Origin of the sequence: Acinetobacter sp. NIPH 1852 (assembly GCF_022549455.1) — a bacterium.
In the GTDB taxonomy this organism is placed as follows: domain Bacteria; phylum Pseudomonadota; class Gammaproteobacteria; order Pseudomonadales; family Moraxellaceae; genus Acinetobacter.
In genome coordinates this window covers 63,394-78,609 of the sequence record NZ_JAKZGG010000008.1, presented here as the reverse complement: position 1 = coordinate 78,609, position 15,216 = coordinate 63,394, and the positions used below count along the sequence as shown (strand labels likewise).

The window sequence follows — 15,216 nt, the reverse complement described above, 5'->3', positions numbered from 1 at the left end:
CCTAGATTGAATTGAACTAACAGGTCTTCGAGCTACGCAAAATATATTCTCTCAAAAATTTATCGGTTTTCACTTTAACTTTAAATGCTGGGATTGCCTGCTCTTCTTTCCTTTCAAAATACTGCTTTGCCTTAGCTTTATCAACAGTACTCAACAATTGCCCAAAACGCCCGAATTCATCAATATTACCTTCATTCACATGAGCATTAATGAGTTGCCTCAATTTCTTTTCATCTAGTCCCAAAGAATGAGCAATTTCGTGAATTTCATCTTCTTTGGCTTTAAATTGATACTCTGTAATATAGTCTCTAAATGACTTAGCTTCTTGCAATTTCACGTCACCACGTTGAACGTCATGCAAAAAGATATTTGCAATTCTTTGCTCATCATGCGTTAAAGCTGCAAAACTCTTATGCAGTTCATTTAATGCTTCTTCAACCGAGATTGTCTTTTCACTGTCATGTAATGCTTTTAAGTATTTGGTAAAGCGACTGTTCATGTAATCTGAATCAATTTTATCGGTATCAATTTCAGTCAAATAGCCGTCTATCTCAAATGGAACACTGCCCCCACCGCCACCACTTCCACCTTCAGAAAATAATTCTTTATAACGTAAAGCAAGAATGAGGTATGCTTGCTCATCTATTGCAACTTGGAATGATGATTTAGAAGCATCATTATCGTTAAAGTGATATGTCAGTGTGTTCCAATTAAAGCCTTGGATTTTTGCAGCTTCCAAATGCTCATTAAATTGTTTAAATAACTTTGCAAACTGACCACAAGCCTCTTTATCTTCAGGTAACTTTTCAAAGTTTTCGATGCCTGCATTTTTAAACAGTTGCTCTATATCAATAAAAATAGAATTTAATTTATCTAGGTTGTCTTGCAGTTTATCTACAAATAAAGCCAAAGGTTTATCGCCTGAATATAACTTAACTGCTGCATCAATATTACGTTTCATCGTATGCGGACGTCGGTAATATCGAATGATACCGAATGGCTTATCTTTACCAAATAAGCGGTTGGTACGTGAGAATGCTTGAATCAAGTTTGCATACTCAAGCATTTTATCCAAGTACAAAGTATTGACCCACTTAGAATCAAAACCTGTCAGCATCTGATCAACAACAATCAATAGATCAAGCTGCTTTTCAGGGGTATGTTCTACACGCTTATACAATTCTTTATGGGCTAAACGATCAGCAATATCACGCTTCATTTTGGCGTGGGTGGCTAAACTGAACTCCATGCCATAACGATTGTTATAATCGCTTATGATCTCAACTAAGCCATCTTCTTTGAATTTAGCATTTTCATTATTATCAATATTTGGATCAAACAGTGCCGTAATTTTTAGCTCAGGTTTAAGTTTTTTAAATAAGCGATAATATTCAATTGCTTCAGCAATACTACTGGTCGCAAACATGCCGTGAAATTTATTATTTTGGCTATATTGAATCCAGTTCTCTAAAATATCTTCAACCACTTTCTTCTGATGCGCTGGACGACGATACTGTGCTGTTGTTAAGTAATCTTCAATTCCTCTGACATAGTTATTGGCTTTGTCCCAATGACCCGCCATAGCCACCTGACTTTTATCCATAAAACGTAAATAAATTTCTTTCTTTTTAGAATCATCCAAAGCTTCTTGGACCGTCTTTGCTTTGGCTTCATCTAAAGCAATAAATTCTCTTAACTTTGAGTCTTTATAGGTTGAAATCAGGTAAGGATCAAAACCGAGTACGTTTTTATCTCGAATACCATCTGCGATACTGTAACGGTGCAACTCATGCCCAAATACAGTCGCTGTAGTATTCTTATTTTTTTCATTTTCGTCTTGAATCGGTGTCCCTGTAAAACCAAAGAACACTGCTTTAGGAAAGGTTTGTTTAATCGTAATCAGCATACCATCTGATTTTGCTGATTTTGGGTCTTCACCAATTTGATTCGATGTTAAATTTGCTCCCATCGTTGATCGATGTGCTTCATCGACAATAATCACAATACGTTTGTTTTGGATTTGTGCTAAATCATGCGCATTGATTCCACCTTCTTCATCTCTAATATTACTCATTTTTTGAATTGAGCTAACAATCAGGACTTCGTTCGGATTGGTACTTTTGAGTTTGCTAATCAGCGCATAGGTATTTTCGGTCGATTGTACAAAATCATCGGTATCTGCAAAGTTGTTGTATTGTTCTAATGACTGCGTGCCGAGTTCAATACGATCCATCAAGAAAATCACTTTATCAGCATCTTTCGAGGTTGCAATCAGATAAGCTGATTTAAAACTGGTCATGGTTTTACCCGAACCAGTGGTATGCCAGATATAACCTCCTAAACGATCACGCCCATCCCATCCAATACGAGCCACACGGTCTGAAATAGCACGTACAGCATAGAACTGATAACTACGCATGACTTTCAGCACACCATCGGTTTTATCCGCAACGGTATAAAAACCGATCAACTGATGTGCCATTGGGATAGACAATAGATCTGCAGCAATATCTTTCCAATGGTTGATTGGTTCGTTATTAAAATCTGCCCAGTTAAAATAGTAATCTGAATTAAATTTGCCTTCAGGCCCAGGATTAGCAAAGTATTTTGTTTCTTCTGGATTCATGGCAACAAAGATCTGTACCAATGAAAATAATCCTGAAAAGATGCCTGAACGGGCATAGTTTTCGATTTGATGTGCTGCCTGACTGACAGGGACGCCTGAGCGTTTCAGTTCGATATGAAACAGTGGCATACCATTGATCAGCAACATGATATCGCCACGTCGGTCATTTAAAATCGGTGAAGACGTTGGGAATTTTGGCTGTTGTACGATTTGGTAACGGCTTTCCCCAGCCGCAATTTGTTGTCGGTCATAGATGCTGAGACTGATTTCTTTACCCAAGTGTGCTGAATCATTTGGATTGTCTCGTTTGATAGAAACTGTTTTACCGTTAATAAAGCCATTGAGTGCCAACGGTGTACGCAATTTTTTGATTTGTTCGAGTATCTGTGCCATTTCAGAGTCAGTAAGTGGCTGACCATTCAGTCGATCTATACCACTGTTATTTTCAAATAGAATTTTTGCCCAGTTTTTAATTAAATCCTGTTCCGTTGGATTTTTTAGAACCGTACTTTCCCACCCTTTGTTAAAAAGAGTTTCGATAAATGCCTGTTCAAATGCTGTTTCTGTTTTAAATGTCATGGTCTATTTGCTTTTATCAAATCAATTTTAAATTCTATCTCCTTACATCAAGTAGGAGTCCCCCCCCTTTGTTAAAGGTGAGGAACACTGTTCCGCAAGGGGGATTAATTAAACAAACATCTTTTCTAAAAATGCCTGTTTTAATTTTTTTAAGGTCTGAAGCTGTTGCTGTTGTAGAGCAAGTGTTTCGTCAAGTTGTTTGAAAAAATTACCAATTTGAACCTGTTCCTCAATAGAAGGTAAGCAAACAGGCGTCGCTTTAACTTGCTCTATTGTATAATGCGCAATTGTTCCAATATGAGAAATACTAGCAATAAAATTTCTAAAGTAACTTGTAGAAAAAAAAGTATACAAATACTGGCTATTAAATTTTTTAGATTTTTTAATCCAAATTAAATCTGCATCTTTTGAATATAGTGGCTCATTATTTGGGACTAGATAAGGTATGCCAATTGAGCCACCACCAGTAACTAATAAATCATCTTTTTCCAATCGACCAGAGATTTGTATCAACTTTTCAAACAAGCTAAATGGAATATAAGCCTTAGAATTATCATTACCTTTATAACTTGAAACAACATCACTTGATCTATAAAAAGGAACTCCTGATGAAGTCCACTCTTCTTTATGAACTCGAGCACCTGAGCCTACTTTTGTAAAATCTCCTATAGATTGCTGCTCCCAATCCCCACTAAACCCTTTTAAACGAATCTCAGGTTGCTTACTTCCTGCTTTAGGAAACATTTTTTCCAACATGGCTTTTTTTAAATTTTGCGTTTGGGCAAGTTTCTTTTCTTGTAATGCAATAGATTGATCAAGGTTTTGGAAAAAGTTACCGATTTGGATTTGTTCATCATAACTAGAAAAGAAAGATAGAAATTCTTTCATATCCGATGAAAGAATATGCCTAATCGTATTACCTGTAGCAATTTTTTCAATAGCCTTTTTCGCACTATTCGTTTGCCATTGATAATTTAAAAAGTGAGGATTAGTTTGCACCTTATAATCTGAGAACATAATCAAAGCATGAGCTGCTGAATTATTTAATTCTTCAGAAATTACAGCTGAGTGCCCCACATGACCTGATTGAACCATCACAAGATCATCAGTTTTAAGCCATTTATCCCTTTGTTTGAAATAGAAATAATCATCAATAAAAATTTGTGTTTTTTTATTGATTTTCCCATCTTTTACATTATTAGATTCTAAATAGAAGTTACCTTTTTTTACATAAAAGGGAGTCGCAGTACCAACAAAGGCATTCCTAATCTTTCCAAAAATATTGTTTAATGGCTGTACTTCCCAACTTTTATGAAACTGACTAAACCTCACCTCAGGGTATTTTTGCTTTTCCACATTACGCCCCTTTTAACAAAGTTTGAAATTGTGTCAAACCTTGCATATCAAAATCATCGCCTGTTAAATCATCAATCAAGTTGGCAAGACTATGCTCTGCCTCGGTCAACTTTTGCGTGGTTTCGGTATAGGTCACTGCATACTTATCTGCCAAAGCCTGCATCAGATCAGTCAAATGCTCAATCACTTCATTCGGCAACGCTAAAATTGCAGAAACAATCGGTTGCACCCACTTCGCTTCTAACAACTCCAAAACTTGCGAATCTTCTAAAGCTTCAATCGTGGTTTTAGTCAAAAGGTGTAAAGCATTAGCATCAGCTTTAATCTCAGCTTTCAGCTCTTTTTCCTGTGCAAGTAAATCTTCCACTTGGAACAACTTCGCTTCCAGAGAGTCTTCCGCAAAAGTAAAATCAGCTTGTAAAGTTTTTAAATAGGCTTTCACTTTACCTAAAGCAAATGTGCCGTTTTTATTGGCTTCAATCTTGGCCCATTGCACCTCAGGGTGTGCCTGTACAAACTGTTCTTGCTCAGGCTTTTTCGCTTTATTTGCAAGCAATTCTAACAATTCATTAATCGCACGGATTTCAGGCGTTTCAATCTCTTCAAATGCCTGTTTCAACGCTTTGGTAATCGCTGCTGTTACAAAAGCATCATTGGCATCATTTAATAAAGTGTCTTTATATTCTTCAGACAACGAGTCCATAATCGCTTCAATTTCAGCACTCACTTCAGTTAAAGCACGTTCTTTGCTTTGTAAAGCAACGAGTTCATCAATGAGTAAATGTTGTTGCACTAAATCAAACGGCAACACATAACCCGCCCAACCATCTTGAACTTCCTGCTCCTTACCATCTTTCTTTTTAATGACGATATTAGGATTCACAATCTTTGCAGCAGCCAAACCTTCAGATTGAATAATCTCCAAGTCCCCTGCGATGCTTTGCCATTGATCATCCAAGGCTTGATAGGCTTGATATTTGTCAACTAAAGCAATATTTTCCAACCGCTTGAAAATATCCTGACTTAAAACATTTTCCTGCTGTGCAATATGCAAAGACTGCATCTTGCCAATGAGTTCAGCTTTTAAATAATCATGGAAATTGGCAAAAGCAGTATTAAATTGCGTTTTAAATGTTTGAACATTCGCATGCTGATGAATGGCGTTACTGATTTCTGTCGTGGCTAAATCGACATAAGGTGTGTCGCTGTCAGTAAACAAGTCTTGGCGTAACTGAGGGAATGCCTTCCAATACTCGGCATATGCATCAATTTCTTTCTTTGGAATACCGCCAAAGATCGTGGCATAAATATCCCAAGTTTCCGCTGTTGCTGATGAGTCTACATAACGTGGAATATTTAAGTTATAGCCTTGCTCACGAATTTCTTCCAAACTGACCAATTTAGAAAATTGCTCAATATCTTTACGCTGTACAACAGCATCAACAATTTTCTTGATATTCGACGCTTGTAGATGGTTATTTTTACCAACTTTGATAAAGCCTTTGGATGCATCGACAATAAGCACATCACTACTTTGGCGACGTTGTTTTAAAATAATGATTACGGTTGGAATACCTGTACCAAAGAAGATATTGGCAGGTAACCCGATGATTGCATCAATATGCTTATTTTCAAGCAAGTTTTTACGAATACGCTCTTCTTCACCACCACGAAACAATACGCCGTGTGGCAGAACAATCGCCATGATGCCATCAGGTTTTAAGTGATATAGATCATGTAGTAAAAACGCATAATCTGCTTTAGTTTTTGGTGCTAAACCAAAACGGGCATAACGAGGATCTGACTCTTTATTTGCAGGCTCCCATGCTTGCGAGTACGGTGGATTAGATACCACTGCATCGACATACAATGGCTCGTAGGTATTGATCGGATCATTGTCATCAAAATACGGCCAATCATCCTCTAAGGTATCGGCATTTCGAGCTACAATATTGGAGGGTAAAATACCACGCATAACCAAGTTCATACGAGTCAGGTTATATGTATTTTCTTTTAACTCTTGGGCATAGTATTTGATTTTATTCGCATCATTGACATGTTTGGCAACAGAAGTACCGATATTAATCAGCAATGAACCTGAGCCACTGGTTGGGTCATAAATTTTGATTTCTTGCTGATCTTTTAAATGATACGCAATGATTTCAGACATCAGCACAGATACTTCATGTGGTGTGTAGAACTCACCTGCTTTTTTGCCCGCATTGGCAGCAAACGAACCAATCAAATACTCATAAATAAATCCAAGTACATCATAATCTTGTTTATTATTCATCGGAATAACTTTGATCAATTGCAATAAATCGCTGATGGCTTTGGTTTGACTGTTTGAGTTGTCACCAAGTTTACTTAAACCTGTTTCCAGTGTTTTAAAAATACCATCAAATACTTTTTTATGTGAATTATTGATTAAACGCCCAAAGGCAGAAAGCGCATCACGGACATTGGCAACGTTAAAATCATTCCCTTTCTTTAACCATGTTGAAAATAAGTTGTCATAGGCAATGAAATAACCAATACCATTTTTAATAAATTCAACAGTTTCAGGATCTTCTTCTGTGAGTGCTTCAATATCAGCCTGACTAAAGTCGTTAGCTTCTAAAAAGGCTTGCTCTTTGTCTGATAGAAATTTGTAGAACATGAACCCTAAGATATAGTCTTTGTATTCATTTGCCTCAATCTTTGAGCGCATTCTGTTTGCTGAGTCCCAAATTTTGGAAGCGAGTTGTTGCTTGTTCATAGGTTGTCTACAGTTAATTAAAATTGACCAAAAAATAAACCAAAGTTCTTTAGCATGGCGCTTTGTACAATTGTCAGAAGCTTGAGCCTGTGACATTCTCACTAATTTGATCGAGGTTCTCAACTTATAGTTTTTATTTTTAACGTATCAACAAAAGAAAACAGATCAAAAATCCATACGAATATCTAAACAGCAATGTCTTATGCTTTCCAATAAAGACTATTGAATCCTAAGATAGTTGGGATTTACTCCAATCAACACAAATGAAATTGATCAACAATCAAATTAAAATTATCTGTTTGCTCACTTTTTCGCTTGTCTTTTTACCCAAATTCGGTAAAATTCACGCCACGTTGCCGGCATAGCTCAGTTGGTAGAGCAACTGACTTGTAATCAGTAGGTCCACAGTTCGAATCCGTGTGCCGGCACCATCAAATTCAAAAAAGGCTTAAACTCATCATCGGGTTTAAGCCTTTTTTTATGCGCTAATTTTTGACAGCACTGATCTGAATATAACGCACTAAACCATCTCTATAGAGTTTTCGGCATAACTTGGCCGTCATGTCTATTTTGAATTGAGCAAGATCAAACAACTTTTTCTCTATCGTGCTTGTTTCAATATATTCAGCAAATCCAGCTAAAACAGGCACTGAAAAATCCTGAATAACAATATCACCCAAACCATGCTCTGCTAAGGTCTGTACGAGTTGTTGCTCATTCATCAAATGCTGCCACTGCACATCGGCACTTTTTAGCAGATAACGATATTGTTGTTTTCGTAGATAACGACAATGCTGCCAAGCATCAGACCACATCAAATAATGAAACGCGATTCGACCTTTTGAATTTAAAACCGAGGTGGCTGAATTGAGAAATGAATTCAAATTACTGTGATAGGCTGCATCGATACAAACCACCGCATCAAATGAATTCAAAAAATTCAGTTGTTTTAAATTCAAAAAAGATTGGCAATAGCTTTCAACCTGCGGCAAGTTTTTTTGAATTTGTTCTATACATGTTGTTTGTAATTCAACCGCACTGAGTTGTTCCACATCATACTCATTAAGCCAATGCAACAAACTCGCCCCTTGCCCACAGCCTAGATCTAAAACACGATCTGATTTTTTGAGTTGGACTGAGATTGCGACTTGATCGGCTAAAGTCTGGCAAGCCTGCGGATAATCATGTTGCTGTAAATCCGACTGTGGGGCTTGCCAATACCCTAAATTACTCCAAGCAAGCGGCGAGTCATCACCAAGGCGTTTTGCATCAATCGCATACTTATGCCCTAGGATTTTCTCGAACAGCGCTTGTTTGTGGTTGGTCATCTTAATAACCGAGTTCAGGCGCGACCGTCACTTTAGGTTTAAGCCCAACAAAGGGAGCTGGAGCACCAATAATCTCAGCAATTTTCATCGCAGAGGTGACCGCTGATTCTAAGATTGGCAAACCATCACATGACCATGAACCACAATAAAAGATTTTACGGTTGATATCTAAATGACGTTGTTGAATCTGCTTATTCAGTGCGACAGTTTCCGAGTCAACCACAGCACGCGTGAGTTTCACCTTGGAAATAATTTTCTTTGGATCAATATCAATCACAGGACACCATGTTTGGAACACTGCATTTTTACCAACTAAACTTGGCTCAATCGCATTGATCCATACCGTAAATTGCTGACGAGTAAACTTACGATCCATCATATAACTTAACACTGCCCAATCTTTACGGCGCTCTGGCATCACGATTGGATCGGTATGAATGACGAGATCACCTTGCTCAAATCTGAACTTTTGTAGCAAGGCAATGTCATCGGCAAATTGAGGTTGCTTCAGGAAATTTTCGATGACAGGGGTTGGCGTTGCAATCACTACACGATCAAAAAGCTGTCTTTCACCTTGCTCATTTTCAACCAAGATTTGTTCGCCTTGTTGTTCTACTTTTTGCACAGGTGAACCACTGTGAATTTCAATCCCTTCAATTAAGCGGCTGACCAAAGCAGGTGTACCGCCCTTCATCCGTAACAAAGCTTCACCTTCAGTGAGTTGGCGAATAAATTCTAATAACGGTTTCGCAGGCCACTCACCAATGGTTTTGGGATGACAAGTGCAGATGGTGTATAAAACAGGCATCACCGTACCATGCCAAAATACTTCCTCAATATGATATTGATTCATAAATTCAGCTAAAGTGATGTCTTGATTGTCTGATTTAAAAAATTGATGCACCGCAGTTTTGAGTTGCAACATGCCTTTAACAAGTCGCCAACCATATTGCTGGATGCCTTTACGGTTATTAATGATCGGAAAATTACCAATGCGGCTACGCGACGTGGTCAACCATGTTTCAGTTCTGTCTTCAAATAACCAACTGCACGCCATAAAGGTACGTACTGGGAATGTTTCAATGCCCAAGTAGCTCGCCAAGCTCAGCGTATTTTTCCAAAGCTTTGGGTTCATCACACGCAAAGGTGCGTCAATGATCCCACCATCAAAATCAATACTATGACTATCCATGCCTCGACCAGCAAGTGCTTCGAATATCGTCACTTTATGTCCTGCATCATGTAGGATTCTGGCTGCAGCAAGCCCTGCCATTCCACTGCCTATAATTGCAATATCCAAAATTATGTCCCATCAGTTGATGATTTTTATTGATTATGACTGATCCTTAACCTAAATACGGTATTAAAAAATACCAGATTCAGCATTAAAGTCAGAGTTTTGTCGAAATGTGGTTAATATCTGTTGTTACACTTTATCACAATTAAAATTTTAACCATAAACACATGAAATTATTAAATTTATTATATAAAAACAGCAATAATTATACAGATCCGTCTTTATTTATCCATTTTTTGTACTTGAAGGGCTTTGCAAAGGACAAAAATCGCGCTATTCTGATTAAACAATAACGAGAACTAAGTCACATAACAAGCTGAATAATTATAAGTGACATAATATTAAAAAAATCAATAGAGCACCCTTTATACCGAAAGCCCGAGACTCTAATGGAGTTTCGGGCTTTCTTATAGATCACTGATTAATAAATGAATTAACTCGCTATTCCTCCAAATTTACCACGATTAAAATCATTAATCGCTTCCATTATTTCGGCTTTGTTATTCATCACAAATGGGCCATAACCTTCAATGGGCTCATTCAGTGGCTGACCTGTCAAAATCAGGAATTTGCTGTTTTGTTGGGCCTTGATATTAAAATCAATCTCATCACGACTTAAAACCACCAAACTTGGTGCTTCAATCGTTTGAGTTTCATTGAATACCACCTCTCCTGAAAGCAACACAAACAATGCGCTATGCCCTTCCGTCACATAAAAGGTATGTGCTTGACCTTCAACTAAAGTTCCATCCCATACATTCACAGGGCTAAATGTGCTTGCTGCACCTGCCGTATCCTGATATTGACCAGCAATGACGCGTAATTCACTTCCGACATCATCAAGCGCAATACTTTGGATTTGGCTGGCTTCAATGGCTTGGTATTTTGCTGGTGTCATTTTTGAATGCGCTGGCAAATTTACCCAGAGTTGTACCATTTCAAATAAACCACCCTGCTGAGCAAACTCAGGAGAATGAAACTCTTGATGCAAGATCCCTGCACCAGCTGTCATCCATTGCACATCACCCGCTTGAATGGTTCCACCACCACCCGCAGAATCTTTATGTGTCACCTCACCTTGGTAGGCAATAGTGACTGTCTCAAAACCGCGATGTGGATGTGAACCCACACCATGTTGTGCTGTGGTTGGATCAAACCGATATGGCGCAGCATAATCCAAGAGTAAAAATGGACTAATACTTTGTCCTAAACGGTCATAGGAAAATAAGTTATAGACGGGAAAACCATCGCCGACCCAGTGCATCTGCTTATTTTGATACACACCGAGAATTTTTTTCATTTGGTTTCTCCTGTAAGGTAGAAGTTCTGTTATTAATATAGATTGTACGCTTCAGCGAGGACGGCTTATAGACATAGATTGACAACACATTATTCTATATATGGGACAATCAGATTAATAAAAACCACATGAGTAGCTAGAATCATCAATCATCCTATTTTTGATATTCATAATCTCATTTCTTAGACTTCATTCAACTTATAAATTTAGCTAGCATCATTTTGAGCAATACGAAAAAGAGATCATCTACGCTCTTATTCATTTTACAGAAACATGAGGAATACCACTAATGAGTCAAGACTATATTCGCCTAGACAAAGACAATGCGGCTGTACTACTGGTCGATCATCAAACAGGTTTACTGTCTCTAGTTCGTGATATTGACCCTGATAAATTTAAAAATAATGTATTGGCACTGGCAAATGCCGCAAAATATTTTAATTTACCCACCATTTTAACCACCAGTTTTGAAAATGGTCCAAATGGTCCATTGGTCCCAGAACTCAAAGAAATATTCCCAGACGCACCTTACATCGCTCGTCCAGGTCAAATTAATGCATGGGACAATGAAGACTTTGTAAAAGCCGTCAAAGCGACAGGTAAAAAGCAATTGATTATTGCAGGTGTCGTCACCGAAGTATGTGTCGCTTTTCCTACGCTTTCAGCACTTGCAGAAGAATTTGATGTGTTTGTGATTACTGATGCATCTGGGACGTTTAATGCATTAACCCGCGACGCTGCTTGGGATCGTATGTCTAGCGCAGGCGCACAAATGATGACTTGGTTTGGCATGGCGTGTGAATTGCATCGTGACTGGCGTAATGATATCGAAGGTTTAGGTGCATTGTTCTCAAATCATATCCCTGACTATCGCAACCTGATCAACAGTTACAATCAAAACACCTCACAAAAATAAAATGTTCAATAAAGATTAGAATAGTCAATGCTATTCTAATCTTTAACCTTTATAGGATTTCATTTGCCGTGATGAACTCATTTGATGACTTTTACTATTTCTATCTCGTGGTAAAACATGGCGGCTTTAGTGCAGCCAGTGAAGCGGAAAATATCAGCAAATCCAAACTGAGTCGACGTATTATTGATCTAGAAAATAAGTTCAATGTAAGTCTGATTCAAAGAACTACACGGCATTTTAAAGTCACCGAACTCGGACAAGAGTTTTATGAAGAGTGTTGCAAGGTGATTGCTCAAGTTGAATGTGCTGAAAATGTATTACTCAAGCAAAAAAGTGAACCTCAAGGTTTGGTCAAAATTAGCTGTCCGCCTTTAATGATGCATTTTCAAGTACGCAAATTATTGAATCAATTTTTAAAAAACCATCCCAAAGTTGAAATCTCCTTAGAACTCACCAGCCGCCGTGTCGACGTATTACATGATGATATCGATATCGCGATCCGAACCAATTTTGAACCCACTGAAGATTCAAGCCTGATTGTTCGTGATGTGATCCGCACTGAGCATTGTCTGGTTGCAGCGCCCGAATTATTGCAAGGCAAACAGATCCAACATTATTCAGAATTACAAGATTACCCGAGTGTGGCTTTGGGCATTCAGAAAAATCAATATGTTTGGCATTTATGCAGCGTGAATCGTGATGAAACGGTCGATGTAGCCTATTCACCCCGAGTAAAAAGTAATGATTTGGCTGGCGTGTATTATGCGGTAAGTGATGGCATCGGCATCGCAGACCTACCCTATTTAACCGTGCAAGCCGATATTGAGAAGGGCAAACTAATTCATATTCTCCCTGAATGGAAATCTAATCGAGGAACGGTTCAGTTGGTATATGCGTCACGAAAAGGACAACGCTTGGTGGTTGAAAAGCTTATCGACACGTTAATCGATGGCCTACGTCAACTGGCAGAAACAGATAGTGGTTATAGCCTATAGTTTAAAAAATAGAAAATTATTGCTTCTACGCTATAACTAAAACAAAAAAGGCATAAAACTGAGTTTTATGCCTTTTTAATATTTCTAAGCTTGCGATTTAAAATGGATATATATACCAAAAATATATATTTTCATATATATCAATATATTATGAAGTTTTGTTAAATTTATAAGTAAAAATATGATAATTGATACTTGCATTTTAAGTAGCCATTATTTACTGTAAAAAAAGCGCAGGTGCTTTTCGGCCTATTAATAGGTAAAAATAGATTAGTGCGGGGACTGGGCAATTACAAAAAAATTTGTAGTTAGAACAACCAAATCATCTTTTACGAAACTATAGGCAGTTTTATGAACTACCTGTAGTTGATGGTTTGTGAGTTTTATTATGATTCATACAGAAAAACACCTTACTTCTTTAGCAAGTAATTTAAAACACTACCTTTCTTCTGGTAGCTTTAATAACTTCCAGTGTAAACAATATATTATTTTAGATTTGGTAGCGAAAGCTTTTAATTTTGATGATTATAAGGCTTTCAGAGCTGAATTTTCTCCTGAGAATCCTCTGATTATTACCCCGTCTGTGATTGTAAAATTGCCACAATTGATCTCTAAAGAATTTGAAATAGATTTCAATATACCTGCATTATTATGGCCATGGCCTTCTTCCAAAGATTTTAAAATCACTCCTTCAGAATTTAAAGTTATTTGGGAAAATTATATTGAATTTGTCGTAAAAGATAAGATTCCTGCTTTATGTAACTTTTTGAAATACAACATGCCCCTCCTAAGTTCAATGGGTAAATGTCAATGGCTCGTTGATCAAAGGTCACCTCTTACAATAGTTTTTCTAAAAAAATTAATTGGTGAACAGTATATTTCTGATAAAAAAGGAGGCACAAATACATCCTTTTTATTGCAGAAGCTTGATCAAACTAATAGTGATATCGAAGCTAAATTTCTATTAGCTTTACTATCTTTAATTGATCATAATTATCAGACAGCATATGAACGCTTCAATACTTGTGCTGAAAAAAATCATCGTGAAGCTATAAATCAATTGGCCTATATGTACCGTCAGGGACTCTACGTTCAAAAAGATTTAACAAGAGCAAAGGAGTTATATTTACGTGCAGCCTCTTTAGGTGATAATCATTCATTGCATGCATTAGGTAATGGTCACGATCTAGATGGTATATTTGAATACCACCCTAAATTAGCTAGAGAATACCACCAAAAAGCGATCGCTTTAGGAAATGATGACTCAATAGGATGCCTAGCTAAAATGTATTTACATGGCCGAGGCGGGGCTGTAGAGATTAATAAAGCAAAAGAATTAATAGCAAAAGGTCTTCAATTTAATAATCTAGATTGTATTGAACTAGCATTCGAATTTGAATTTGAAGAACATGGATATACAAATTATTATTTTGAGTTATGCCACTTGGCTGAAAAATTTCAATCAAATTTAGCTATTGAGCATTTAGCCAATGCTTACCTACGAGGCAGTACTATTAAACCACGAAATACCATATTAGGTTTTGATTTTCTAGATCGCTCTAAAATTACTAATGAGAATCGAATTATCCTAGCTTGTGCAATTTCTGCAGGTATCAAATGTGAACAAGACATCGATTTAGGATCAGAAATTTTAGAAAAAATACTGCCCAAGGAGCCTGAAGCAGCTTTTATGCTAGGTATTTTATATAGTAATGGTGAACTTATAGAGCCAGACTATGATAAAGCAATAAATTATTTCCATCAGGGTGCAGAGCTAAATCATAGTAAATGCCAGCATCAATTAGGCTACTATCTGTATGAATTTTACAGCGATAACTCTGAGAAACTTCTCGAGTCATATTTTTGGCTTAATAAAGCAGCCCATCAAGGGATTGAGTTATCTCAAGAAGTAAAGAATGCCGTCTTAGATGAATTAGCTAATTTTGGAATAGTAATCAATAAAAATCTTATAACACACTATGACTATTCTGCCGATAATCTCACAGTGTTAGGGATTTTGAAAAATTAAAAATATCTCAACAAAAGCTTAATTTAATCCAT

At 37.2% G+C, this 15,216-nt stretch carries 9 protein-coding genes and 1 tRNA gene; 4 read left to right on the top strand and 6 right to left on the bottom strand.

From position 1 onward, the window contains the following. Nucleotides 1-16: 16 nt before the first annotated feature. The 3 genes from MMO38_RS08255 to MMO38_RS08245 all read right to left on the bottom strand — a co-directional run bounded on the left by MMO38_RS08255 (nt 17) and on the right by MMO38_RS08245 (nt 7,319). Nucleotides 17-3,205 carry an HsdR family type I site-specific deoxyribonuclease gene (locus MMO38_RS08255; RefSeq protein ID WP_241323227.1) on the bottom strand — a complete coding sequence of 1,063 codons (3,189 nt, stop codon included), beginning with the start codon at nt 3,203-3,205 and terminating at the stop codon, nt 17-19. A gap of 108 nt (nt 3,206-3,313) precedes the next feature. Further along, nucleotides 3,314-4,561: a restriction endonuclease subunit S gene (locus MMO38_RS16700; RefSeq protein WP_241323226.1), complete on the bottom strand. Its 1,248-nt coding sequence runs from the start codon at nt 4,559-4,561 to the stop codon at nt 3,314-3,316. A gap of 1 nt (nt 4,562) precedes the next feature. Then, a complete protein-coding gene (locus MMO38_RS08245; protein ID WP_277602827.1) occupies nt 4,563-7,319 on the bottom strand; it encodes a type I restriction-modification system subunit M in 2,757 nt (918 codons plus the stop codon). A gap of 355 nt (nt 7,320-7,674) precedes the next feature. Here MMO38_RS08245 and MMO38_RS08240 point away from each other — a divergent pair. Beyond that, nucleotides 7,675-7,750: transfer RNA gene (locus tag MMO38_RS08240), tRNA-Thr, on the top strand. 54 nt (nt 7,751-7,804) lie between these two features. On the opposite strand, the gene MMO38_RS08235 is transcribed toward MMO38_RS08240, so the two are convergent. The 3 genes from MMO38_RS08235 to MMO38_RS08225 form a co-directional block, all read right to left on the bottom strand. Next, nucleotides 7,805-8,647 (bottom strand): class I SAM-dependent methyltransferase, encoded by an 843-nt coding sequence (locus tag MMO38_RS08235; RefSeq protein WP_241323224.1) that lies wholly within the window; start codon nt 8,645-8,647, stop codon nt 7,805-7,807. A 1-nt stretch (nt 8,648) separates the two neighbouring features. Next, nucleotides 8,649-9,947, bottom strand: coding sequence for an FAD-dependent oxidoreductase (locus tag MMO38_RS08230; protein WP_241323223.1), 1,299 nt, complete (start codon nt 9,945-9,947; stop codon nt 8,649-8,651). A 430-nt stretch (nt 9,948-10,377) separates the two neighbouring features. Further along, nucleotides 10,378-11,244: a pirin family protein gene (locus tag MMO38_RS08225; RefSeq protein WP_241323222.1), complete on the bottom strand. Its 867-nt coding sequence runs from the start codon at nt 11,242-11,244 to the stop codon at nt 10,378-10,380. 289 nt (nt 11,245-11,533) lie between these two features. Between MMO38_RS08225 and ycaC the strand changes: the two genes are divergently transcribed. The 3 genes from ycaC (at nt 11,534) to MMO38_RS08210 (ending at nt 15,184) form a co-directional block, all read left to right on the top strand. Continuing rightward, complete coding sequence (gene ycaC / locus MMO38_RS08220; protein WP_004673372.1) at nt 11,534-12,160, top strand: isochorismate family cysteine hydrolase YcaC; 627 nt, start codon at nt 11,534-11,536, stop codon at nt 12,158-12,160. A gap of 71 nt (nt 12,161-12,231) precedes the next feature. After that, nucleotides 12,232-13,155 carry a LysR substrate-binding domain-containing protein gene (locus tag MMO38_RS08215; RefSeq protein WP_241323262.1) on the top strand — a complete coding sequence of 308 codons (924 nt, stop codon included), beginning with the start codon at nt 12,232-12,234 and terminating at the stop codon, nt 13,153-13,155. Nucleotides 13,156-13,543: 388 nt separating this feature from the next. Further along, nucleotides 13,544-15,184 (top strand): sel1 repeat family protein, encoded by a 1,641-nt coding sequence (locus MMO38_RS08210; RefSeq protein WP_241323221.1) that lies wholly within the window; start codon nt 13,544-13,546, stop codon nt 15,182-15,184. Nucleotides 15,185-15,216: the final 32 nt, after the last annotated feature.